This is a genomic window from Porphyromonas vaginalis (assembly GCF_958301595.1).
GTDB lineage: Bacteria > Bacteroidota > Bacteroidia > Bacteroidales > Porphyromonadaceae > Porphyromonas > Porphyromonas vaginalis.
The window spans coordinates 1,046,572-1,069,943 of the sequence record NZ_CATQJU010000001.1 but is presented as its reverse complement, the minus strand read 5'-3'; the positions used below and the strand labels follow the sequence as shown (position 1 = coordinate 1,069,943).

General features: G+C 52.1%; 19 protein-coding genes and 1 tRNA gene. 3 read left to right on the top strand and 17 right to left on the bottom strand.

Annotated features, from left to right (window positions below; all coding sequences use genetic code 11):
* Positions 1-37 precede the first annotated feature (37 nt).
* Positions 38-970: a quinolinate synthase NadA gene (gene nadA / locus Q2J34_RS04325; protein ID WP_298886658.1), complete on the top strand. Its 933-nt coding sequence runs from the start codon at positions 38-40 to the stop codon at positions 968-970.
* 489 nt (positions 971-1,459) lie between these two features.
* Here nadA and Q2J34_RS04320 read toward each other — a convergent pair whose 3' ends face one another.
* A complete protein-coding gene (locus tag Q2J34_RS04320; protein ID WP_298888495.1) occupies positions 1,460-2,755 on the bottom strand; it encodes an ATP-binding protein in 1,296 nt (431 codons plus the stop codon).
* Positions 2,756-3,205: 450 nt separating this feature from the next.
* Here Q2J34_RS04320 and Q2J34_RS04315 point away from each other — a divergent pair, with 450 nt between their 5' ends.
* Entirely contained in the window at positions 3,206-3,832 is a 627-nt protein-coding gene (locus Q2J34_RS04315) for a hypothetical protein (protein ID WP_298888497.1), read from the top strand.
* A gap of 636 nt (positions 3,833-4,468) precedes the next feature.
* Here Q2J34_RS04315 and smpB read toward each other — a convergent pair.
* The 16 genes from smpB to Q2J34_RS04235 form a co-directional block, all read right to left on the bottom strand.
* A complete protein-coding gene (smpB, locus tag Q2J34_RS04310; protein ID WP_298888500.1) occupies positions 4,469-4,939 on the bottom strand; it encodes an SsrA-binding protein SmpB in 471 nt (156 codons plus the stop codon).
* 25 nt (positions 4,940-4,964) lie between these two features.
* Positions 4,965-6,239, bottom strand: a complete 1,275-nt coding sequence (gene serS / locus Q2J34_RS04305; protein WP_298888502.1) for a serine--tRNA ligase — start codon at positions 6,237-6,239, stop codon at positions 4,965-4,967.
* A gap of 181 nt (positions 6,240-6,420) precedes the next feature.
* Positions 6,421-6,819, bottom strand: a complete 399-nt coding sequence (secG, locus tag Q2J34_RS04300) for a preprotein translocase subunit SecG (RefSeq protein WP_298888504.1) — start codon at positions 6,817-6,819, stop codon at positions 6,421-6,423.
* Positions 6,820-6,843: 24 nt separating this feature from the next.
* Positions 6,844-7,554, bottom strand: coding sequence for a hypothetical protein (locus Q2J34_RS04295; RefSeq protein ID WP_298888507.1), 711 nt, complete (start codon positions 7,552-7,554; stop codon positions 6,844-6,846).
* Between the two features lie 8 nt (positions 7,555-7,562).
* Entirely contained in the window at positions 7,563-8,084 is a 522-nt protein-coding gene (locus tag Q2J34_RS04290; RefSeq protein WP_298888508.1) for an LptE family protein, read from the bottom strand.
* Complete coding sequence (locus Q2J34_RS04285) at positions 8,071-9,312, bottom strand: sigma-54 interaction domain-containing protein (RefSeq protein WP_298888510.1); 1,242 nt, start codon at positions 9,310-9,312, stop codon at positions 8,071-8,073. Before Q2J34_RS04285 ends, Q2J34_RS04290 begins: the two co-directional genes overlap by 14 nt.
* 65 nt (positions 9,313-9,377) lie before the next feature.
* Positions 9,378-10,349, bottom strand: a complete 972-nt coding sequence (locus Q2J34_RS04280) for an IS30 family transposase (protein WP_300969182.1) — start codon at positions 10,347-10,349, stop codon at positions 9,378-9,380.
* A gap of 507 nt (positions 10,350-10,856) precedes the next feature.
* On the bottom strand, positions 10,857-11,207 hold the full coding sequence (locus Q2J34_RS04275) for a PG0541 family transporter-associated protein (protein WP_298886008.1): 351 nt from the start codon (positions 11,205-11,207) through the stop codon (positions 10,857-10,859).
* Between the two features lies 1 nt (position 11,208).
* Positions 11,209-14,349, bottom strand: a complete 3,141-nt coding sequence (locus Q2J34_RS04270) for an efflux RND transporter permease subunit (RefSeq protein ID WP_298886011.1) — start codon at positions 14,347-14,349, stop codon at positions 11,209-11,211.
* Between the two features lie 4 nt (positions 14,350-14,353).
* Positions 14,354-15,433 carry an efflux RND transporter periplasmic adaptor subunit gene (locus Q2J34_RS04265; RefSeq protein WP_298886014.1) on the bottom strand — a complete coding sequence of 360 codons (1,080 nt, stop codon included), beginning with the start codon at positions 15,431-15,433 and terminating at the stop codon, positions 14,354-14,356.
* Positions 15,434-15,472: 39 nt separating this feature from the next.
* Positions 15,473-16,888: a TolC family protein gene (locus Q2J34_RS04260; protein ID WP_298886017.1), complete on the bottom strand. Its 1,416-nt coding sequence runs from the start codon at positions 16,886-16,888 to the stop codon at positions 15,473-15,475.
* A 28-nt stretch (positions 16,889-16,916) separates the two neighbouring features.
* Positions 16,917-17,705: a LytR/AlgR family response regulator transcription factor gene (locus Q2J34_RS04255; protein ID WP_298886020.1), complete on the bottom strand. Its 789-nt coding sequence runs from the start codon at positions 17,703-17,705 to the stop codon at positions 16,917-16,919.
* The gene (locus Q2J34_RS04250; protein WP_298886023.1) at positions 17,702-18,829 is read right to left on the bottom strand and encodes a sensor histidine kinase; all 1,128 of its coding nucleotides are present in this window, start codon (positions 18,827-18,829) and stop codon (positions 17,702-17,704) included. The genes Q2J34_RS04255 and Q2J34_RS04250 overlap by 4 nt, the downstream gene beginning before the upstream one ends.
* A 136-nt stretch (positions 18,830-18,965) precedes the next feature.
* Complete coding sequence (locus Q2J34_RS04245) at positions 18,966-19,670, bottom strand: porin family protein (RefSeq protein ID WP_298886028.1); 705 nt, start codon at positions 19,668-19,670, stop codon at positions 18,966-18,968.
* A gap of 427 nt (positions 19,671-20,097) precedes the next feature.
* Positions 20,098-20,634 (bottom strand): shikimate kinase, encoded by a 537-nt coding sequence (locus Q2J34_RS04240; protein ID WP_298886031.1) that lies wholly within the window; start codon positions 20,632-20,634, stop codon positions 20,098-20,100.
* A complete protein-coding gene (locus tag Q2J34_RS04235; RefSeq protein WP_298886033.1) occupies positions 20,631-22,682 on the bottom strand; it encodes an HD family phosphohydrolase in 2,052 nt (683 codons plus the stop codon). The genes Q2J34_RS04240 and Q2J34_RS04235 overlap by 4 nt, the downstream gene beginning before the upstream one ends.
* Before the next feature lie 600 nt (positions 22,683-23,282).
* On the opposite strand from Q2J34_RS04235, the gene Q2J34_RS04230 reads away from it, so the two are divergent.
* Positions 23,283-23,356: transfer RNA gene (locus Q2J34_RS04230), tRNA-Arg, on the top strand.
* Positions 23,357-23,372 lie beyond the last annotated feature (16 nt).

Genomic DNA, 23,372 nt, shown 5'->3' with positions numbered 1-23,372 from the left:
ACACACTACCAACTACACACTAACTGACTACTTACACATGACACAACAACAGATAGAGGCTCTCTATGCAGAGATTCGTACGCTCAAGGAGCAGAAGAACGCTGTCATCCTAGCGCACTACTATGCTCGCCCCGAGATACAGCGTATCGCAGACCATCTAGGCGACTCACTGGCACTCTCACAGATCGCTGGCGAGACGGAGGCGGACATGATCGTCTTCTGCGGAGTTAGCTTCATGGGTGAGACCGCAAAGATCATTTCGCCCAATAAGAAGGTGCTCTGCCCCGTACCACATGCTGGCTGTACCCTCGCTGAGGGCGCCACGGCTGAGGGTATCAACACTTGGCGCGTCAAGCACCCCGACGGCATTGTGGTCAGCTATGTCAATACGACAGCAGCTGTCAAAGCGGTCACCGACTACTGCGTGACCAGTGCTAATGCCCTGAAGATCGTACGCGCCCTCCCCACGGGTCAACCGATCCTCTTTGGTCCTGACAAGAACCTCGGACAGTACATCATGAATGTAACGGGACGGGAGATGGATCTATGGCAGGGAGCTTGCTACGTGCATGCTGACATCACCTCCGAGCTGGTTCACACGATGCTCGATCAGTATCCCGAGGCAGAGATCCTGATACACCCTGAGTCGGTAGCTGCTAGCGACCAGTCGATCGTCGACAATCCTCGCTGCATCATCGGCTCGACCACCACGATCATCAATCGTCCTGGGGTCTCTGACCTGAAGCAGTACATCATCGCCACGGAGCCTGAGGTGCTGGCTGAGATGACGAGACGCTATCCAGACAAGGAGTTGATCCCCATCCTCCCCGACCAGGTCTGCGAATATATGAAGATGATCACCCTCGAGGGACTCCGCGACGCACTCCTCTACGAGCAGTACGAGGTGCATGTCGACGAAGAGCTACGCCAGAGAGCGTGGCGCTCCATCGAGCGGATGCTCCAGTTCTAACTACCTGCTTTAGGACATAGACACCACTTCACAAGAGAGGTGTAGCCCTTTGTAGGGACGCTCGGCTCGTGCGTGTAGCGACCTGACGTGTAACTCTTTGTAGGAACGCTCGGATAGTGTCTAGTGAGAGGGCATCTGTCCCCGTTAAAACCACGATGCTGTAACTTTTGATGCAACGGACGCACGACCGTGCGTCCCTACAAAGGGTTACTCGTATTGTCAGTAAACCCGTGCACCCCTACAAAACAGAAGAAACGGATTAGTCGTCTTCCTAGAGAAGGCGGTTAATCCGTTTCTTATTTACCCCAAAATGGGATAACAGTCAAAACAACTAAATGTCAGACAGATATCCAATCCGATCGGAACATTTGTGGCATTTCGATCGGAACATTTGTGGTGCGTCCAGGTCAAAGTCACTACGCTCACACGGAGCGCAAGACTAGCGGGAGTTCATAAAGCTCTAACTGAGAGATAAGGGACAAGAGTCGATCAATCCTTCAGACAGGCAAGAGGGATGACCTTAACACCATCAGGTCTGGTATAGGCCATTTGCCCACCTGTCAAGATAATCAAGAGATCTGGCTCCCTCAGGGGTACTTGTACTTCTTGTTTGTTGTTTTCCTTGATGAGTCTATTTAATTCGAGAAGGTGCTCAGCACCCTCGTCTATCTCTCTGCTTCCAAGTTTGCACTCTATCAGGGCATATCTACCATCTTCAAGATGAAGTACTATGTCCGCTTCGAGTCCATAGCGATCCCGATAGTATGAGACATGACTATTTAGATCCATCGTATATGCCCGCAAGTCACGGATACACATCTGCTCGAAGATGAAGCCAAAGGTTTTCAGCTGGACAGACATCGCCTCTGGGGATACGCCCAGTGATGCTACCGCAATGGATGGATCACAAAAACTTCTCTTGGGGCTACTCCTGATGGCGGTTTTGCTGCGTATCGCAGGGCTCCACGCATCAATATTCTGAATGATAAACAAGCGCTCGAAAGCTCTTTCATAATCAGTAAACGTATCCATTGACCAGACAGTTTCTCCCGAGGATGCGACATCTGATAGCAAAGTCTTCTTTTGTGCTAGTGTAGAGATATTTCGCGCATAGGATCTCAATAAGGACTCAGCGACCTTGCTATCCCGTTGCTTCCCATCTATGCGAGAAATATCCTCGTCACACAAAGAGCGAACATAGTTTTTGGCAATCATCAGCTGTGCTTTTTCAGATCGAGCAAATAAAGATGCAGGCCACCCGCCACGAGATGCTGCGAATATCAGTCCCTCTATGGTTAGACTCGACCTCTTGCCATCGATATCATAGTCAGCCTCATCAAAGAGCCTTTGCAAAGAGACCTCTCCAGTGGACTCTCTTGACTCCCACAGACTCATAGGTAGCATCCGCAGCTTGGCTATTCTGCCAGTACCAGAGTGCAGTATCTCGGACTTATCTACAGTATTAGAACCTGTCAAGATAAACTGACCTGGGAGTCCCCTCTCATCAACTTGAGTACGTATAGCATCCCATAGGATAGGTGCATCTTGCCACTCATCTATCAAGACTGGAGGCTCTCCTCTAAGTAAGAGAGAGGGCTTAGAACGAGCTGTGGCGAGATACTCGGCTCTCATATCGGTGTCTTGCATCTTAATGATGCTTTTGGCAACTTGAGAGGCGGTTGTTGTTTTACCACACCACTTAGGGCCTTCGATTAGAACCGCTCCAAAAGCTTCAAGAAGCTCACAAAGCATACGATCAGATGTTCTTTTGTAATACGCTGCCATATCCAAATAACTTTATACGGCAAAGTTACTAAACATCAATCAAATAGACAATACGACCGGAACATTTGTGGTGTTTCAGTCGGAACATTTGTGGCATTTCAGTCGGAACATTTGTGGCGTTTCAGTCGGAACATTTGTGGTGCGTCCAGATCAAAGTCGCTACGCTCATACGGAGCGCAAGAGTAGCGGAGTATAGCGAAGTAAAGTTGCCACTTGTTTTTTTTAGAAGCGTTTTGTAACTTTGCTTTTAGAGCAGGGAGCGAAAGGAAGCATACTTTCGTTTCATCTTGATTGAGGGCACTGAGGCTGTATGTTGCTCTTCAAGATCCGATCACCTATGACTAGCAGTGCTCGAAAGAATGGCGTAGACCCAACTGCGTTATCAAAGGGGTGTAGACTTAAGACCAAACGTAAGCCACTCTCATATCATAAACCTCAATCTGTATTAGAATGGAAACAAGTAAATGGACCAAGTCTGGACTACTCATTCTAGCCCTCCTCTGTAGCATCTCGCTAATTCATGCCCAAAACAAACCTATCCTAGACTACACCGCACGAGGTGGTGCGGGCATTGTCACCCCGACCAATAATCTCCTATCGCCTATAGTCGCTAATGCCTCTATGGAGGTGAGCGGTTGGCTGAACAACCACTGGAAGGTGGGCGGAGAACTCTCATATACTCAGATGGAGCTCAAGAGTACACAGCCCCTGATCCCTCATAAGGAACGCCTGCTCAACCAACTATTCATAGGCCCCTCTATTGCCCTTAGTAGTCTGCGCGACAGTCGCTCAGGCTGGAGTGTTCAGGGCTCTCTCTCCATCGGCTATACCCTGCTCTTTAGGGACAAAACGAAAGATAGCACTACGCTACTTGGCGACTACGATGCGTTCAACAGCCTGCAGCACGGCTTCGGGTCAAATATCTCGGTAGACGTGCGTAAGAGCATCGGACACTATTATGTAGGTTTAGGCTATGTCTACAGCTCTCGTATGATACAAGTGGGACCAAAAGATCATCACACCACGACCGTTGTCACTATGGGTATGCCTCAGCTCGTCTTTGGCATGGCGTGGTAACCCATTCGCCCACTAGATGACGACAGCTCTCTAGTATAGCTAGCAACAATACAACGAGGGGACTCAATCGCTTACTAGAAGCGGCTGAGTCCCCTCGTTGGGTTGTTTGTCCGTACTAACAGCAAAAGATGATCACACGACATTGCCTCGCTTGTAGATCGGGAGTCGTATGCTGTGTCCGCTCCACGTTAGGACCTGTTGAGGCGTTTGCAAGCTACAGAGTGAGGCTGAGTGCAGCTGAGTGCAGGCTCGATGGTCTGTTCTATTACCTTTGCATCGTCTAATAATTAGACTTCGCCCAATCTCTTGGACTAGACTTCGCGAGTCTCACAAGTCACAATTTGTAGGGACGCACGGTCGTGCGTCCGTTGTGTCAAAGGTTACAGCGTCTGATGGTTGGACTGGTCGTGTTGATGTAGTTCGTGTAGGGGCGGACCTGCGTGTCCGCCCACAAGGCATATTGCGTTCCAACGAAGACGGACGGACACATAGGTCCGCCCCTACAAATTGTTATTCGTATTGCTGTTCGACAACGGATATGGTTTCATTTTGATACAACGGACGCACCGACAGTCTGCGTCCGAGCCGCGCGTCCCTACAGCGGGTTACACGTCTCGCTGTTCGGGGACTTGCTCGTCAGAAGCGCATCGCACGCTCTAGGCGTCGCTTGTCCTCGCGGTCGCGTATGGCAGCGCGCTTGTCATACTGCTTCTTACCTCGGGCTAGTGCAACGACCAGCTTGGCGAGCCCCCGCTCGTTAATGAAGAGACGCACGGGGATGATCGTATGCCCAGGGTTCTTCATCTCCTCCTCGAGCTTGCGCAGCTCCTTGCGGTTGAGTAGCAGTTTGCGCTCCCGTCGCTCCACATGATTGTTGTAGGAAGCGTAGCTGTACTCCGCTATATACATATTCTTGATCCACAGCTCACCACGCGAGAAGTAGCAGTAGCTATCCACGAGAGCCGCTTTGCCCGCACGTATAGACTTGATCTCACTACCAACCAGCACGATGCCTGCGGTGTACTGGTCGAGGAGCTCATAGTCATAGGTAGCGCGCTTGTTGCGTATGTTGATCGCTCGGGCGGATTGCTTGCCTTTCTTAGCCATAGCGGTGTGGGTTGGGGGCGATTGCTTAGTCTATCTTGTCAAAGCCAGTGTAGGGTCTCAGTGCCTTGGGGATGATAATGCCCTCGGGTGTCTGATTGTTCTCTAGTAGGGCAGCGACAATGCGTGGCAGAGCGAGGGCGCTGCCGTTGAGCGTATGACAAAGGGTAATCCCCTCCTCAGGGTCACGGTAGCGACACATCAGACGGTTGGCCTGATAGCTCTCGAAGTTAGAGACGGAGCTCACCTCGAGCCAACGCTCCTGAGCAGCTGAAAAGACCTCAAAGTCGTAAGTCATAGCACTCGTAAAGCTTAGGTCACCACCACAGAGGCGGAGGATACGATAAGGGAGCTCAAGCTCCTCAACGAGGCTCTTGACGTGTGCGATCATCTTGTCGAGCTGCTGCCACGAGTGGTCGGGACGGTCGATGGAGACGATCTCTACCTTGTCAAACTGATGCAGGCGGTTGAGCCCGCGTACGTCCTTGCCATACGAGCCCGCCTCACGACGGAAGCAAGGCGTATAGGCAGTGCAACAGATAGGTAACTGGTCCGCCTCTAGGATGACATCACGGAAGATGTTGGTCACAGGCACCTCAGCCGTCGGTATGAGGTAGAGGTTGTCCAGTTGCACGTGGTACATCTGCCCCTCCTTGTCAGGGAGCTGACCAGTGCCGACACCGGAGTCCTCGTTGACCATAATAGGAGGCTCGACCTCTTGAAAGCCAGCTGCCGTAGCTCTGTCGAGGAAGAAGTTGATCAAAGCGCGCTGTAGTCTTGCGCCCTTACCCTTATATACGGGGAAGCCTGCGCCCGTGATCTTGACTCCCAGCTCGAAGTCTATAAGGTCGTACTGCTTAGCCAGCTCCCAGTGTGGTAGCTTAGCATCGTCAGCTAGTGTCGGCATCTTACCACCCGTAGCGACGCAGAGGTTGTCCTCAGCAGAGGTGCCATGTGGCACGTCGGGGTGTGGCAGATTAGGTACGGAGAGTAGGAGCTGTCGCATGGTCTCCTCGGCCTGTCGCATGGTCTCCTCAGCTTGCTTAGAGATCTCTTTGAGTGCTTGCACCTCAGCTTTGAGCTGCTCAGTCTCCTCGCGGGCACCCGCTTTCATCTTCTCACCGATAGAGCGTGAGAGGACTTTTTGCTGAGCCAGGCTGTCGTCCTTCTTGTGCTGTGCATCGCGTCTCAGCTTGTCCTGAGCGATGATAGCTGCTATGGGCTCTTCTGCGGGAAAGTGCTTGACGGCGAGCCGCTCGATGACTCCCTGTGGGTCATCCAATATTTGTTTGATGGTAAGCATTACCTACTTCTTTGAGTTATTACGAGTGAGGAGCTTGTCACGCTTAGCAACAAGCTATGCTACAAAGGTACAGTTTCTTCTGCATTTATAGGCACAACCAAGGGAAGAACCCACACAAGCGTGAGTCCTCCCCTCATCAATATCTGACGAGCTACCTAGCTGGCTAAGCCCTCTTCAGGCTTTACTCGGCAGGCTGCTGAGCCTCAGGCTGTGCTTCAGGTGCTGGGGCTGGAGCCTCAGCAGCGGGAGTAGCGGGAGCAGCGGGTAGTGGTAACGTAGCCTCAGGTTGCTGAGGTAGCAGAGGAGCACTCTGCTGAGACTGCTCGATAAAGCTCTCGCTCTGCTTAGCCTGTACTTGAGGCTTCACAAAGAATGAGCTGGCAATGCTGAGCACGACCAAAGCTCCTGCGAGCGTCCATGTGGCCTTCTCGAGGAAGTCCGTCGTCTTGCGTACCCCCATGTACTTATTGCTCTCGCCGAAGCCTGCTGCTAGACCACCGCCCTTAGAGTTCTGAACGACGACGATAAGGATTAGCAGGATAGCTGCGATGAGGATCAGGATACTTAGAAAGATTTGCATGTCTACTAGTCTATGAATGCGTATTTATGAGTGAGAAGCATTGTCGATTAGCTTCTCGAGAAAGTTCAATTGAACTGCAAAGTAACTAATTTTTTCTGGAAATTTCAAGCTTAGCCCCTCAATAATTCGTTTTGCTCGCTCATAATGCCCCTGTTTGATGTAGATGGAGGCTAGTGTTTCGGTAAAAAGCGTATCACTCGGCTCCGCATCATCGGATGGCGGTGCCATAGGCTGCGGAGCGGCGTCGGCAGCTGACGCGCTTTCTGGTGAAGGTGTGGCGAGAAGCCCCGAGAGCGACATATCTGAGGGTGCCGACTCGTACTCCGCTTGTGAGAAGTAGTCTGGGGTATGCTCCTCCGTGGGGAGAGCTTCTGCCGTGTCGTACTCTAGCTCGTTCGAGAGCGGGCCTTCGCGCTCGGCCACCTTGCGCAGATATTGATCTACGAGAGCAAAGGAGTCTGATGGGTCGTGAGCCAGCACGGGCGTCAAGTCTGCTAGCGGCATGTGCAACCGAGCTAGCAGGTAGAGCTTCTCGCGACTAGGTAGGTGGGGAGCCCAACGCTGCAGCTCCGCTTCGTAGCGCAGGTCACCGAGGATCGACAGATTGAGTAGGTAGAGCATCACGATGCTCTGCGCATAGGGATAGGTCTCCACCAGCTCGGCCAGTGGCGAGAGCGTGTGGCGGCTGAGCTCCTCAGGGTGAGCCGTCAGCCTATTCAGCTCGTCTAGCGTCATCGTCTTCACTACCAGTCCTCTACAGTGGCGTTAAAGATCTGCTTGACCAGATCGTCAATCAGCTCATTAGCCAGCCCCTCCTGAATGTCTGAGAAGAGGTTGTTGCTGTCAAACTCTTGCGAGGAGGTAAAGGTGCGCCCTGAGAAACTCTTTTTCTCCTCAACCATATTGGTGTACGATACGCGCACGGTGATCGTGAAGCGTGTCATCGCCGAGAGCGCATCCTCCTGCATCGCCATAGGGGTAAGCTCATACCCGACGATGGCACCCTCGAGAACCAAGTCCCCATTCGTCTGAACTGGTTCAAGACGTGTATTACGTCGGAACTGATCTCTCAGTCGCTCCGAAAACATCTGCGACAGAGGCGGATAGACCAGCGGAGCCTGATTGGGAAAGTCCTCGATCGTCACCGTCTTGATACGCGTGTAGTCGATGGTAGCTCCATTGAACTTATACTTGATCGAGCAGCTCGTCCCCATCAGTAGGAGCATCACGACACCTATTATGTATAGTAGCTTACTCCTCACCATAGCTTCGCAGTTTACGGTATAGCGTTCGTGGCGATATGTTTAGCTCCTCAGCAGCTTCTGTCTTATTGCCCCCGTGTCGCTCCAAGGCACGCTTGATCAGTATGCGCTCAGCCTCGTCGATGGTCATCGGTCTGTCGGGTAAGAGAGACTTCTCTACAGATTTCTCTGTCAACTCCTTGTAAGGCTCTAGGTAAGGCTCTGGATCTGGCTCGGTCACCTCCTCGGCCTCAGTGTGCATGGGCTCCATCTCGGCAGGCACGAGCGTCGTATGGATCGGCTCGTAGTGAGGCTCCTGACGCATCGTGGCGATGGTCTGCTTGAGCGAGGTGATGTCTCGCTTCATGTCGAAAAGCACCTGGTAAAGTATCTCTCGCTCATTGGCAAAGCTACGCTCCTCCGACTGACGCTCCACGGGGACTAGCGAAGTGCTCAGCTCCTGCGGTCTCTCAGGCAGATAGCCTCGAAGGTCTTCAGCCGTCAGATGTCGGTCATACTCCAAGATGCTGATACGGTCTGTCAAGTTGCGCAGCTCGCGTATGTTGCCCGGCCAAGGGTAGCGTCGTAACAACTCTTCCGCTTCGGGCGTGATCTCGAGCATCGGGATTTGGTTCTTCTCCGCACTGAGCGAAGCAAAGAGCTTGAAGAGCAGAACAATGTCCTCCTGCCGCTTACGTAGCGGAGGCACTACGATAGGCACCGTGCTGAGACGATAGTAGAGGTCTTCGCGAAAGCGTCCACGAGCGATCGCCTCCTGTATATTGACATTGGTTGCAGCGACCACTCGCACATCGGTCTTGAGAGGTTTGCTGGCACCTACGGGGATAAACTCTCCCGACTCCAAGACACGGAGCAGACGAGCCTGCGTGGCAAGCGGTAGCTCCCCCACTTCATCGAGGAAGATAGTGCCCCCATCCGCCTCCTCAAAGTAACCCTTGCGGTCGGAGATAGCACCCGTGAAGGAACCCTTGCGGTGCCCGAAGAGCTCGGAGTCGATCGTACCCTCAGGGATCGCACCACAGTTGACCGCCACATAGCCTTGATGCTTGCGGAGGCTGTAAGCGTGTATGATCTTGGGGAAGAACTCCTTGCCGACACCGCTCTCGCCAGTCACCAGCACAGAGAGGTCTGTCGGGGCGACCTGTACGGCCGTCTCGATAGCTCGTAGGAAGCTCGGATTGCGTCCCACGATACCAAAGCGCTGCATCACCTGCTGTAGATCCACATTCATAGGTGCAAAGGTACTAAAATGAGCGACATCAAACCTCGCCTCTTCGATTTCGTACATTCCACCCGCTAATGCAATTTCTCAAGAATGATGTTTTTGATGACTTCATTGGGTGTCTTATAGTTTAGGTTTTTACGGGGTCTATTGTTTAGTAGGTTCTGAAAGCGTCTAAGGTCAGCGTCAGTTAAGTCTTCGAAAGTAGAGGCCTTAGGAATAAACTGGCGTAGCAGTTTGTTTAGGTACTCAATATGAGGCTTATCCCAGGATTGATAGGGGTGGGCAAAGTAGACGGGCGTTTTGAGAGACCTCTCTATGGTCTTAAACTTGGCAAACTCACTTCCATTGTCGGTTGTGATCGAGTGTAGCAGTCCCATCTTCTTGTAGTACCTCAGAGCTTTATTCACCTCTCTGGCGAGAGCTTTGGCATCCTTGCCATGCTCCAGAAGTCGTATGATAGTAAAGCCTGTAACACGCTCTACAAGCGTTAGAATTGCTCCTTTCTGCTCTTTGCCTATAATGGTATCCATCTCAAAATCTCCTACTCGAGCCTTCTGGTCAATGCACTCAGGACGAGTCTCTATGGACTTTCGCTTAGGCCAGTCTGTTTTTATTGGGACGGCAAGGCGTCGCTTGCGATAAGCTAGCCCATGCCTTGTGTGTTTGTAAAGCTTGCCTCCAGCTTTCTTGTCTTGATGCAGGAACTTGTAAATGGATGTCTTACCGACCATCGGCTTGCCTTCCAGCTTTCGCCTTCCAGCAATTTGCTCTGGAGACCATTTATGCTCTACAATGCACTGGACAATATCAGCTTTCATAGCGTTCGTCAATTTAGCTCTTGCCTTGTTCTTCCAGTCTTGTCGCTCTTTGGCAAACATCTGAGCCTGAGTAGGGCTATAGTTGCCAGCGGGTGTCAAGTTCCTCTTAATCTCTCTACAGATGGTGCTAGGGTGTACTCCTATGACCTCTGCGATCTTTTTTTGAGGCGTGTTAGTCTTCAGAAGAGCAGCAATTTCGTATCTTTGCGCTTGGGTTAGATGCATACTTGTATATAGCTAAGTTTTTGTTTCCACAGCAAATATACTGCATTAACCTTAAAGGGACGGTGAGCGCATCGTCCCTTTTTTCGTCTCGACAGCTCGCTACCTGCTCCTCCCGCCCTCCTAGGAGAGGAGGGGGCGTCCGGAGCAGGGCGAGCTCCACTCCAAATTGCATTTTGGAGTGGAAAATACGTTTTGCAATGGCGTTACCGCTCATTTCTATTTTATTGCTGTCCGATAAAGTTTCCTTCGAATGAAACTCCAGCTTCTTACCCATGAAACTTAGTTTCATCCAAGTGTTCCTGATAGTTAGCTCATTTCGGCTGGGCGACCAATAGAAAAGACCATAGCACCATACGTGGTGGTGCTACGGCTTTGAAATAGAATCGAGTAGGTCGGGAAACAAAAGTTTTCTAACCTACTTTCGGTATGACGGGCATGTCATACCAAGAAAGCGCCAGAGTACAAGCGACTCTGACGCATTCTCTCCAATCACATACTAAATGTAGCTTACGCTCCACTTAATGGGTCACGCTCCTGCACGGGCGTGATGGGCTCTGGTGCTATGTGGAAGTCGATAGACCAGAGGTATGCAGCGATGAGTTCGCTGTTGTTGTATGCCTGAGCATTCATCTCGCGGATACGTGCTAGGAGGGCATCACTCTTAGCGGCGTCTGCCTCCTGCACCAGCAGGCAAGTGTTGAAGCCCGGCCATACGGCGGTATCCTTGTGCGGGATGTCGAAGTTGCTCTCAGCGAGTGCCTTCGGGATGACTTGGTAGACACTTATCTCCAGCTCCCGCAGGAGCGACTCCATCTGCTCCTGCATACTGACATTGCAGGTGATATAGATAAATCTCATACTAGTTATTCTTAATGTGTTTCCTCAATCTAGTTACTCTGCGCTCTCTATTGAGCTTGCGCTGGTGCACAGCAGCATAGGCTGTGGGCACCAAGATGAGCGTCACGAGCATAGAGATCAGGAGACCTCCGATGATGGTGATGCCTAGCGGTGCATAGAGTTCCTTACCCATACCTCTACTGAGTGCCATCGGTAGCATACCGAGTATGGTGGTCATAGAGGTCATCAAGACAGGACGCAAGCGTGAGCGACCGGACTCCATCACCGCATCTCGTATCGTATAGCCACGACGCACGAGCATATTGCTGTAGTCCACGAGGACGATACCATTGTTCACCACGATACCTACGAGCATAATGAGCCCGATGAAGGTCACGACACTGAGCGTGGTACCAGTAATGAGGAAGGCTAAGATAACGCCTACGAGGGTAAAGGGTATCGCAAAGAGGATGATAAAGGGATCGAGCAGCGACTCAAACTGAGCAGCCATCACCATAAAGACTAGGAGCAGTCCGATGATGAAGATAAGTGTGAGCGAAGAGAAAGTATCACCCTGATCCTCCACCTGACCGCCTAGCGAGACGGTTACCCCTTGTGGTGTCTCGAGCTCATCGATGATCTGCTCCGCAATCTTAGCGCCATCCCCGAGCGAGATGCCGTTGAGGTTGCTTGTGACCTTGACATAGCGCTGCTGGGTGAGTCGCTCGATCTGTACGGGTCCCTCCTTCTCCTGAATATCAGCCACGGCAATCAGTGGCACCTGCTGTCCCAGAAGGTTGGTCACCTGCATCTCGCGCAGCTTGCTGATTGAGTTACGATAGTCAGGCGCATACTGTATGCGGATATCGTAGTCGGTACCATCTTCGGTATAGGCACCGGCCTTAGCTCCATAGAGGTTCTCGCGTACCTGTATGCCGATCACGCCTGGGTTGAGAGCCATCTGAGAGGCTTTGTCCTTGTCCACGCGGATGTGCACCTCACGATTGCCTGCCGAGACAAGCGCCTCAACATTGGCAAACTCAGGGCACTCCTTCGCCTTGCGCTCGATCTCAAAGGCAACTTGATTCATCTGGTCGATGTCTTTGCCATAGATGACAAACTCAATCGGCGCTCTATTGCCAGTCAGCGCGGTCGCCATAGCACTACCACCAGAGACGGTCACCTTCTCAATCTCAGGGATCGCCTCAATGAGCGGACGTATATCGTCTGCTATCTGCTGACTACTGCGCTTACGCTCATCGACAGGCTTGAGGTGGCAAAAGATGGTACCGATGTTCTTACCCTCTTTAAAGCCGACGGCAGTCAGGACGCCATCATCGGTCTGTCCCGTGATGCTGGCGATACCACCCTCGGCAACCTCTGGCACTTGCTCCTGCAGTAGCTGGACTATCTGATTACCGACTTGCTCTGTGAGCCTGTGTGAGGTACCCTGCTCCGTCTCAAACTGGATAGAGACAGAGCCCGCATCGATGTCGGGTATGTAGTCCGTACCGACCGCCTTACCTAAGAAGAGGACTAAAACAAAGATCACTAGCGCCGACACGAGGGTGATGCCCTTGTGAAAGACTGCCCACCCGAGGAAGTTGCGGTAGACACGCTCGATGCTTTGGAACATACGCTCGCTCCAGTTGTAGAGCTTGCCGTGCTTCTTGCCTTCGCCATTGCGAGGTGCGGGCTTGAGCAAGACGCTCGAGAGCATCGGGGTCAGTGCCAGTGCGGTAAAGAGGGAGGTGATCATACAGGTCACCGTCAGGACGGCTAGCTGCTTAAACATCACACCGACGATACCGCCCATGAAGACGAGCGGGAGGAAGACGACGATTGTGGTCAGCGTCGAGGCGGCAATGGCTAGTCCCATCTCCGAGGCTCCAAACATGGCCGCTTGCTTGGGCATGGCTCCTCGCTCGATGTGCTGCGTGATGTTTTCGAGTACGACGATGGCGTTGTCCACCACCATACCGATAGCGATCACAAGTGCTACGAGTGAGAAGATATTAATCGTGTAGCCCAGCACATTCATGACGATAAAGGCCGAGATCAGCGACACAGGCATCGTCAGGAAGACGATGAGACTAGACTTCCACTCTCGTAGGAAGAGCAAGACCACTAGGGTCACGAAGATTAGAGCGTACCAGATTGACGAGCTGAGATTGTTGATTGAAGAAGTAACCAGCTCATCCGAACCTATCACCTCAAAGATCTGCACATCTGAGGGTAGATCCTTCTGTATCTCAGTGATCTCAGCACGTACTGCGTCGACCACATCGACCGTATTGGCCCCAGACTGCTTCTGTACGAGCAGGGCAATACCCTTGCCTATATGGTTAGAGGCTGAGGCATCGGTCTCCTTAAAGGTATCTCGGACGGTAGCGACATCTTTGACACGTACTACCCTACCATTGACCGCCTTGATGACTGTATTCTCCAGCTCCTCGACGCTCTCGTACTTGCCAGGCATACGCACGGAAAAGTCGTAAGCACCCTCCGTGACAAAGCCCGAGGGTACGTTGATGTTGTTTGCCTTGAGCATCATCGACAGCTGCGCCACCGACATGCCATAGGCCTGCATCCTCGTGGGGTCTATCTCGACACGTATCTCACGCTGAGGCTGTCCTAGATAGATGACCGTACCGACGCCGTCGACCTTCCTCAGAGCTGAGGCGATCTGATCCTCGACGATATCCTCCAGTCCGTTGTAGTTCTCGTCCGCATTGACTGCGTAACCGAGGATAGGCATCATGGAGGCGTTAATCTTATAGATGATCGGCGTATAAGCTTGCGACGGCATACGGGACTTAACCAGCTCGAGGAGGTCTCGAGCATTGTTTGCCGCAGCCGTAATATCCTCCTCCCACTCGTAGCGGAGCTGTATGAAGGAGACATTCTCCTTAGAGATAGACTTGATCTCGACGAGGTTCTCCGCCGAGGAGAGCACTGCCTCCAGAGGCTTGGAGACCTGCTCTTCGACCTCTATCGCTGAGGCTCCTGGGTAGACCGTGATGACCGTCAGGGAGGGGAACTCCATGTTTGGCATCAGGTCTAGCGGTAGCTTCGTCAGCGAGAAGACACCGATGACCAGTATGGCGACGAAGATCATCGCCGCCGCAATGGGCCGTTTTACACCAAATTCGGGAAGTTTCATAGGCTTACTTCTTCACCACGTTTACCTTAGAGCCATCGCTGAGCTTGTTCTTGCCATCTACGATGATGGTGTCGCCGCTCTTGACCTCATTGCTGTCTACGTAAACCCAACCGTCCTTAATCTCGCCACGCTTCACGGCGATGCGGCTCACGGTCGTGCCATCTTCGTTGAGCTTGAAGACAAACTCCTCAGCCGTACCCGCCAGACGATAGATCGCATTGAGGGGTACAAATAGTCCCTCGCGCTCGGGCAGGGCAATAGAGACATTGCAGTACATGCCAGGCTTGAGCCGGTTGTTGCTATTCGGGATATTGACCTCTACAGAGGCGGTACGCGTCATCGATGAGAGGACTGGAGAGATGTAAGAGATCTTACCCGTAGCGGGCTCATCGGGATAAGCGTCGAAGATGATCGTGGCTTGCTGCCCCTTCTCTATATAGCTCAGATCCTTCTCATTGACCTCGATGGTCGCTTTGAGTGGATTGATCTGGCGCAGCTCGACGATCCCGCTCTCGAGCTTGAGATCACTGCTGAGGCTGGGGGTGAAAGCGTAGGTCTCACCCTCGTTGATCATGATCTCCGTGATGACTCCGCTAAAGGGTGCCACGATGGAGGTATTCTTCTTGAGCATCGCGACCTTAGCGACAGAGGCATCGTACTTAGCCTTGACATGGTCGTAGTCCATCTGGCTGATGCTCTCTTTCTCTCTCAGACGTGTGACACGGTCGAAGTCGCGCTTGATCGCTTCGTTCTCCACCTGTGCCTGTAATAGCATCTCGTCCGACATCTCTACGATGACGGCCCCCTTGGGTACAAAGCTCCCCTTGCTGTAGCGTATGCGCTCTACCTTGCCGGGTAGCGCGGTGCCTAGATTGGCACTCTTGGAGGCTTCGGCTGTACCAGAGAAGCGAACGCTCGGCATAAAGGTCATCTCTTTAGCCTGCGCGATGGTTACGGGGATCACTTTGTCCGCTTCGGACTTCTGATCCTGATCTCCTTGCTTGTTGCAGGCAGTTGTGGAGCCTAAGGTTAGCAGGAGTAATATCGTTGGGAGCAAGTAGCTCTTAAGTTCTTTAGTATGCATATTGTGATGTGATCTTTCTATCTAGTTCTGATCTTCTATTTATTTCTCCTCTTGGGGCTGTGTATGCTCGGTCGCATACTGATAGAGCGCCCCGGTGGTCTTCTCAAGCTCAGAGAGCGTCACGGCAGCCTCTACGCGGGCGTCGATATCTTCGGAGGCGGCTTTCTCCCACATAGTCTGCGCCTCGAGGATGTCACGGACGCTGTTCATCCCCTCCAGGAGGTTGTTTTTGGTAATGCGGAGATTCTCCTCGGCCTGCTCCTTCGAGAGCTTCGTCAGCTCCATCTTCTTAAGTGCCTCGGCATGCTTAAATCTGTTTTGCTGTACCTGCAGGGTGATCATCTCCTGAGCATCTTGCAGCTCCAGCTCCGCCTTGGCTACCTCTTGGTCGGCTATATGTACCTGGTGTATCCGATCTCCCCACGTGAGGATGGACACCTGTACACCGATGCCTACCATCCAGTCTCCTCCGAGATTGCTCTGGCTACCCTTGTAGACGTTTGGCTCGACCCAGTTGTACCCAGCAGTAAGGAAGACGTTGGGGAGGAACTGCGACTTGACCATCTTTCTTGCCGACTCCGTGAGGGCGAGCTTGCTGCGCAGCATGACGATCTCAGCCCGCTCAGCATTACTGCTCTCTAGTGCCAAGAGACGACTGCTCAGCTGCTCCTCGCTAATGATCTCACTATCTAGCTCAATCTGCTCAGCCTCTAGGCCAATGATCTGCCCGAGTAGCATCTTGGAGAGCTGGAGGCCGTTTTGCGCCTTCACGAGGGTAAGCTCCGCTTCGTTTTGCTTGACCTGCACCTTCAGGACTTCGTTTCTAGTCGTCATGCCCTCGGCGTAGACATTCTCCAAGTCCTGCACGAGGTGGTCTAGGAGCGACTTGTAGGTCTGAGCGAGGCGCACCTTCTCCTGTACAGAGAGGACGCGCCAGTATGCCTCATCGACAGTGGCTAGGACGTCAGCCTCCTTCATCTTGACCTTCTCATGTGCTAGGTCGGAGGTGTAGCGCGCCATCTTATTTGCCTCGACAATCTTACCGCCCATAAAGAGTGGCTGACGTAAGGTGAAGCCACCCGTATAGATCTCCCGAGGAGCGACACTGATGAAGTCTAGCGGCATCGATAGCCCCGGCGGTGTCACTCCTGGGATGTTAAAGTCGATCGCAAAGGGGCGCAAGGCTCTATCCCCCGGATTAATCCACGCCCCAGCGAAGTCGACGCGTGGTAGATACTTCGTCTTGGCCGACTGGACTAAGTAGTCGGAGGCCACGGCATCTGCCTGCGCCATCTGTATCTGCTTGTTGTGTTCTAGAGCGAGGTCTCTACACTGCTCTAGCGACATCGGCTCTTGCACTTGCTCTTGGGTCTGCGCCTCGGCACGCCACCCAAAGGTAAAGACAAGAGCCGTGCCTAGGAGAAGAAAACTCCTCCCATTAAGTCTATATCTCATGATTTGCTAATGTCTATTCGTTACGACATCACTTAGTGGTGGGATCGTAAGCTCCCTGATACCACTCCTTAAACTCTTTGTTTTTCGCTTTGCTTACTACGATCTTCTCTGGAGTCTCTATGTCGAGGGTCACCGTCAGCTTGCCACCGAACCAGGTCGACATACTCTGTATCGCACTGTGTGCCACGATGTACTGCCTGTTGGCTCGGAAGAAAAGCCTCGGATTGAGCTCCTGCGCCATCTTCTCTAATGACAGGTCGACAAAGTGCTCCTTCCTATCCGTCGTCACTATGACCGAAGCCTTACTATCTGCACGTATGTAGGCGATCTTGTCCACCGATATAGGGATCAGCTTATCTCTCCACGGGATCAGGAAGTGGCTCTTGTAGCTCATCTGCGACTCATTGAGCGCCTGCATCATCTTAGCCATCAGAGCTTGGTTGTCTACCCTCTGCTCCGTATGACTAAACCGCTTCACCTTATCTAGAGCTCTCTGGAGGTCTCTCTCCTTGATCGGCTTGAGGAGGTAGTCGATACTGTTGACCTCAAACGCTTTCAGCGCATACTCCTCATAAGCTGTCGTGAAGATGATCGGACAGGTCACCTCAATCCGCTCAAAGAGTGAAAAGACGGGTCCATCTGCCAGGTGAATATCCATAAAAGCCAGATCAGGCTCCGGATGACTCCCGAACCACTCGACACACTCAGATACACTCTGCAGCATGGTCAGCACCTCTATGTCAGGGTCTATCTCAGTGAGGAGTGCTTGCAGCCCAGTGGCGGTAAAGTACTCATCCTCTACGATTATTACTCTCATATCAGTGATTTGGCTTTGGGTTCGACTTCTTCTAAGCTTCGGATCAGGGGCAGGGAGACCGTAAAGTGTCCATCCTTAGAGACAATATCTATATCCTTGCCAAAGAGCAAGCGATACTGCTCCATCAGGTTGTCTAGACCTACGCCCGTGCTACCCGACTTGCTATCCTCTCGCAGCTGGATCTTATTGTCCACCACGATCTTTCCCTCTCTGGTAGTGATGTAGATAGTCAGCGGCACCTTGGCACTAGCTATATTGTGCTTGATCGCATTCTCCACCAAGATCTGTAGTCCCGATGGGATGACATAGTAGTCTAGATACTGCTTATCCACATTCCACTCCACACGCAGCCCGTCGAAGTAGCGGATACACATCAGGTAGAGATACGAGTGGACAAACTCTAGCTCCTCCGAGAGACGCACCACCACCTTGTCGCGCATCGTGTGCCGAAAGACGGTCGCCAGCTCCTGCACATAGGCTCTAGCACGCTCATCATCGCGACCTATCAGCCCGTTGAGCGTGTTGAGGCAGTTAAAGAGGAAGTGCGGGTCCGTCTGGTTCTTCAGTGCCGTATACCTGTTTTGCAGATTCTCAAAGTCTAGCTCCTGCATACCGACCACTGCCAGGTGATTTTGCTTCATCAGATAGATGGTCATAGTAAAGAGGAAGGTCACCACGAGGATCACCAAGTCCTTGACATACTGCATCGCAGCATAGGCATGATAGCTAAAGAGATCTCTAAACCACCAGCGCTGTAGTCGAGACAAGTAAGGCGAGATGAAGATCACCCCCACGAGTAGTCCCAGCAAGATCAGCCAGAGCTGATACTGACGTATCTCGTATCTATTGATCGCCCAGGACTGGATGCTGAGCAAGAGATAGAAGAAAACCATATTGACCAGTAGCGAGGCTAGCGAATTTAGCGATAGGATCGCTCCTAGGTCAATCTTTCGGTTCGTATCCAGCAAGCTGTAGTAGTAGATCGATGACGACAGCATCACAAATGCCAGCAAGAAGCTGATGATCAGCGTAGCCAGTAGCACGCTCTTGCGCTCATTGCTGAGCAGTATGAAGCCCTTGCCTTGTCGCCGTCTCAGGCGACCCGTTATGATGCGTCTCGTCATATACCTCTTGTCTACTCTACGTGGCGGCTCTGCCACTATCAGTATGCTCGTGCTAAGGTAGCAAGAAATAGCGGAACCCTACATCCCCCTCCCCTCTTAGGGCGACGGAGATAGGGTCCCTATTTCTTACTTGACACTAGAAGCGATAGCCCACACCTACCGTAAAGACGCTAGCATTAGCCTTGTAAGCGTCATCCTTGAGAGAGGTGCCAAAGCGAGAGGCGACATCGTTGACTGTCGACTTGAGATCGTCTACCTGATTGATGAAGCCATACTTGTAGCCAGCGTTGATCTGGATACCATTGGCAAACTCATAGCCCAGCTGACAAGCGACACCTACGTCCCATCTCTGGAGTGCTGACTTGTCGTTGTGCTGCTCATACAGATCTATCGGATCCTTCTTAAATGGACCAAACTCGATCTCATCAGTCTTGGCAGAGAAGCCTACACCGACGTAAGGGCCTACACCTCCGTAAAACTGGCCTTTGCCTAGCTCTACCTTACCCAAAGCGTACACCGGAATCTGCATACCCCACTGGTTGATCTTATTCTCTAGTGAGACAGGACCTGCCTCAGCCTTGATACCTGTGCCACGGTAGTAAAACTCTAGCTCAGGCTGGATAGCGAAGTTCTCGTGTAGATTAATCCTCATAAACCCGCCGAAGTCAGCTCCAGGCTTAACCTCTGTCTTGAGAACGTTAAAGTCATCACTCAGGATCATACTAGAGCAGTTGACACCAGCCTTGACACCATAGTTGAGTGATGTGGTCTGTGCGACAGCTGAGACAGCCGTCATACCCATGAGGGCGGTTGCTACGATAGCGATGATGTTGCGTTTCATACTTTCTTCTGTTTGTTTCGTTAGACTTATACGTTTCTGTTTCGAGTCCTGTAGACCTATCCGATCGCAATAGATCAACGAACTCTGGGGCAAAGGTAGAGAACCAAAAATGCCCCTACAACCCTTTACCTACCGAAACGCACATTGAGATGACCGAAACGACTGAAACGCTTACCGAATAGGACCGACTATTAATCGCCCTGTCTAGAAATATCCCCAATAGCTCCGTGTCTGGGGGGGAGGGCAACTTTCTCCATAGCGAGGTCGATGAACTCATTTATGAGACTTTGCAGAAAGGATGAAGCGCAAGGCGCTGAGGGTGAGGTCTGAAGGGAGCACACCTCCGTATGTAACCGAAGCCGAATTCCGAAAGCAACACCGCGATTCGCCTTTTTGCGACAGTCTCCACTTGTCTAGAAAGTAAGCTTCACTCGGCAGGGGGCAGTTGCTGAGCGATCCAGTGTGCTATCTTCGCCTCTGAGGAGATGCCGCGAGTGGCGAGAGCCTCCATGTCGATGATCTGATGCGCACGGCTGTAGATCGGCTCACGGAGACGCATCGCTTCCTCGACATGTTGCCGTAGCGCCTCTCCCGTGAGGTGCGCCACGGAGGGGCGGGTACGCTTCGTCAGCTCCAAGCGCTGAGCTAGCTCCTCACTGCTATAACGTAGGTACAGCACGGTGCCACTCTCTAGGAGGAGGTCCATATTGTCATGGTAGATGGGCAGCCCCCCGCCCGTGGCGATGACCGCATCGGGGAGTCCGGCGATCTCCTCTAGGATCATCCGCTCCTTCTGGCGAAAGTACTCCTCGCCATGTAGCCGGAAGAGGTCAGACACCCGCTGACGGAAGCGACTCTCGATGTAGATGTCCGTATCTACGAATTCATAGCCGAGCAACTCCGCCAGAGCTCGCCCCACGGTGCTTTTGCCAGCACTCATATAGCCTACTAGGTAGAGGGTCATCGCTTGAGCTCTGGGTAAGCAATACGTGAGTGGTAGATGGTGGCGAGCTTCTCAGCAAAGACATCCTTGATCGTTTGGATATCCCTAAAGGTCAGCGGTGTATCGTTGAGCAGTCCATCAGCGACGATTGAGTCAATGATCTTATTGACATGTGCTATGAGGGTCTCCTTGCTGAGATCCTTGAGGCTGCGACTGCTCGCCTCGATAGCGTCCGCCATCATCAGGATACCCGTTTCCTTAGTATTCGGATTGGGTCCTGGATAGGTAAACTTATCCACATCGACCGTTTCGTCGGGATGCTCGTTGCAATACTGGTTGTAGAAGTACTTCGTTATGCCTCGTCCATGGTGCATACGGATAAAGTCTTGTATCGCCTGCGGGAGATTGTGCTTTTGCGCCATAGCCAGTCCATCGGTCACATGCTTGATGATGACCTCCGCACTCTCTGTGGGAGAGAGCTGGTTGTGCGGATTGATCGCGCCCTGATTCTCCGTAAAGTATGCTGCATTGCGCATCTTGCCTATATCGTGGTATAGCGCGCCAGCACGTACGAGGCGAGCATCTGCACCGATAGCGGTAGCCGCATCGCTCGCTAGGAGTGCCACCTGCATCGAGTGCTGGAAGGTACCAGGAGCCTGCTCCGAGAGCTGCCGTGGTAGCGGACGATTTACGTCACTGAGCTCTACAAGCGTTATGTTCGACACATAGCCGAAGGTCCTCTCGATGAGGTAGATGAGCAGGTAGCTAAACATGTTGAAGATCAGGTTAAAGGAGAAGTATAGCAGATTGCTCAGGTCATTGCTGCCCAGCGTGCCCCCTGTCATCAGCGAGTAGCTACAGGTCATCACATTGTATATTACGAAGATCAGGAAGGTAGCACGGATGATCTGCGCTCGTGAGGAGAGAGATCGAAGGCTAAAGACCGCCACCAGACCAGCGACAAACTGTATGATGACAAACTCCAGCGGAAATGAGACATAGAGCGCACAGATCAGCACCGTGATGAGAAAGACGTAGATCGCCGTACGAGACTCAAAGAAGGTACGCACCAGTATCGCTACCGACACAAACGGGATCGCATAGACCCACGCTCCCAGCTCATTGCGGGCAAAGATGATCGTCAAGATCGCATAGATCAAGATCAGTAGCGAGAGGAAGAGCGTGTTCTTGTACTCCTTGACAATCTGCGGTCGGTAGTAGAAGAGGAAGAACCACAGCCCCAGCAGTAGCGAGGTTATAATCAAAAAAGTCCCCACACTCATCGGCAGCACCTGCCGCAGGGTGCCCTCTCGCTGCTCCTCCGTGACACGACGCAGTGACTGTAGGATGTCGTACTGATGAGGGCTCACGATCTCGCCCTTACCGATGATGCGCTCGCCCTTTTGGACCACTCCCATAGACTTAGAGAGATTGCGCAGTTCATCGTCGATCACCTGTTGCGTCTTAGCCTCGTTAGGATAGACATTGACCTCGATATACTTGCTGGGGTCAAACTTGCGGACGATAGACTTACTCATCCCCTGAGGTAGTCTCTCAGTAGCTTGCTGGTACGCCTCCATAGGCGTTGAGAAGAGCGTCGCAGGCGTCAGACGGCTCACCTGATCGGCGCTTAGTAGCTTAACCTCCAGCACGTCCTCCTGCCTTAGCTTAGAGGCTATCTCCTCCTCTATGATTCCATTGCGATAGAGATCCCTGAGGTAGTCACGGATGTAGAAGTAATAGGCATCGTCCGTCACCTCACGGCTCCACTTGCTGCTCCAGTCCTCATCCCACTTGCGTAGCATCTTACTACCCGTGATCGTGTCAATCTGATAGTAAGGCAAGATCGTCTGGCGCACGCTGTCACGCTCCCGCTGTATCATCTCGTCCGACTTGTAGATCGGGAAGGTAAAAGGCGCCACCAGTAGCTCCTCACCCACCCACGGCTTACCCTCCACCACTTGGTACTGAAAGGTCTCCTCATCATGTGGCGAGAGCAGGGTGATAACCAATGCCAGAAGGATAAAGGTCAGCAGGGCATATAGGTGTGTCGTCTTGAACTGTGTCATAGTCTTGTGTGCTAATGTGGAGGAAGCTACTACCCCTCGCGACAATCTCTACCGCAAAGGTACTAAATTAGAGGTTAGAGGTTAGAGGTTAGAAATTAGAGGTTAGAGTGAATCAGAGCTATCGGAATGAATCGGACATCTAGCTTCTAATCTCTAACTTCTAACCTCTAATCTCTATTTACATATCTTTACGGGGAAATTCGTCCGATTTCCTCCTTTCTCGAACATCCACGTGGAAAATCTCAAATCTCCACGTGGATGTTTTTTATTTTCCACGTGGGCGTGATTCATTTCTTCCGAAGTTTCATTTCATTCCTCCGAAGTTTCATTTCATTCCTCGGAGGAATTTTTTATTCTCCACGTGGGGATTTCGAAATATCCACGTGGAAATCACTTTTCCCTGACACAGCTCCGCTTTGATATGTAGTCAGACCTAAATTATTGTAATGCACCAGTCCTGATAGGAGCTGTCGGAGCGATCGGAGCCATCAGAGCGACCGGAGTGCTAGTGCCCTAGTGCCTCTAGCCAACAGCTAACAGCCAAAGGCTAAAGGCTAACAGCCAATCTCTTTTTTCCGTACCTTTGTGGCGATAAGACGAGGCTCGGTAGCTTAGCTGAATAGAGCGTCAGATTCCGGTTCTGAAGGTCGTGGGTTTGAATCCCACCCGAGTCACTTAACACGACTGCTA

What these genes read in the sequence shown, in the direction of transcription:
- nadA (WP_298886658.1), top strand. Translation starts at nt 38, where the DNA reads ATGACACAACAACAGATAGAGGCTCTCTATGCAGAGATTCGTACGCTC.
- Q2J34_RS04280 (WP_300969182.1), bottom strand. Translation starts at nt 10,349, where the DNA reads ATGCATCTAACCCAAGCGCAAAGATACGAAATTGCTGCTCTTCTGAAG.
- Q2J34_RS04285 (WP_298888510.1), bottom strand. Translation starts at nt 9,312, where the DNA reads ATGAATGTGGATCTACAGCAGGTGATGCAGCGCTTTGGTATCGTGGGA.
- Q2J34_RS04265 (WP_298886014.1), bottom strand. Translation starts at nt 15,433, where the DNA reads ATGCATACTAAAGAACTTAAGAGCTACTTGCTCCCAACGATATTACTC.
- Q2J34_RS04275 (WP_298886008.1), bottom strand. Translation starts at nt 11,207, where the DNA reads ATGAGATTTATCTATATCACCTGCAATGTCAGTATGCAGGAGCAGATG.
- Q2J34_RS04240 (WP_298886031.1), bottom strand. Translation starts at nt 20,634, where the DNA reads ATGACCCTCTACCTAGTAGGCTATATGAGTGCTGGCAAAAGCACCGTG.
- Q2J34_RS04245 (WP_298886028.1), bottom strand. Translation starts at nt 19,670, where the DNA reads ATGAAACGCAACATCATCGCTATCGTAGCAACCGCCCTCATGGGTATG.
- Q2J34_RS04255 (WP_298886020.1), bottom strand. Translation starts at nt 17,705, where the DNA reads ATGAGAGTAATAATCGTAGAGGATGAGTACTTTACCGCCACTGGGCTG.
- Q2J34_RS04270 (WP_298886011.1), bottom strand. Translation starts at nt 14,349, where the DNA reads ATGAAACTTCCCGAATTTGGTGTAAAACGGCCCATTGCGGCGGCGATG.
- Q2J34_RS04315 (WP_298888497.1), top strand. Translation starts at nt 3,206, where the DNA reads ATGGAAACAAGTAAATGGACCAAGTCTGGACTACTCATTCTAGCCCTC.
- secG (WP_298888504.1), bottom strand. Translation starts at nt 6,819, where the DNA reads ATGCAAATCTTTCTAAGTATCCTGATCCTCATCGCAGCTATCCTGCTA.
- Q2J34_RS04320 (WP_298888495.1), bottom strand. Translation starts at nt 2,755, where the DNA reads ATGGCAGCGTATTACAAAAGAACATCTGATCGTATGCTTTGTGAGCTT.
- Q2J34_RS04235 (WP_298886033.1), bottom strand. Translation starts at nt 22,682, where the DNA reads ATGACACAGTTCAAGACGACACACCTATATGCCCTGCTGACCTTTATC.
- Q2J34_RS04295 (WP_298888507.1), bottom strand. Translation starts at nt 7,554, where the DNA reads ATGACGCTAGACGAGCTGAATAGGCTGACGGCTCACCCTGAGGAGCTC.
- Q2J34_RS04250 (WP_298886023.1), bottom strand. Translation starts at nt 18,829, where the DNA reads ATGACGAGACGCATCATAACGGGTCGCCTGAGACGGCGACAAGGCAAG.
- smpB (WP_298888500.1), bottom strand. Translation starts at nt 4,939, where the DNA reads ATGGCTAAGAAAGGCAAGCAATCCGCCCGAGCGATCAACATACGCAAC.
- serS (WP_298888502.1), bottom strand. Translation starts at nt 6,239, where the DNA reads ATGCTTACCATCAAACAAATATTGGATGACCCACAGGGAGTCATCGAG.
- Q2J34_RS04290 (WP_298888508.1), bottom strand. Translation starts at nt 8,084, where the DNA reads ATGGTGAGGAGTAAGCTACTATACATAATAGGTGTCGTGATGCTCCTA.
- Q2J34_RS04260 (WP_298886017.1), bottom strand. Translation starts at nt 16,888, where the DNA reads ATGAGATATAGACTTAATGGGAGGAGTTTTCTTCTCCTAGGCACGGCT.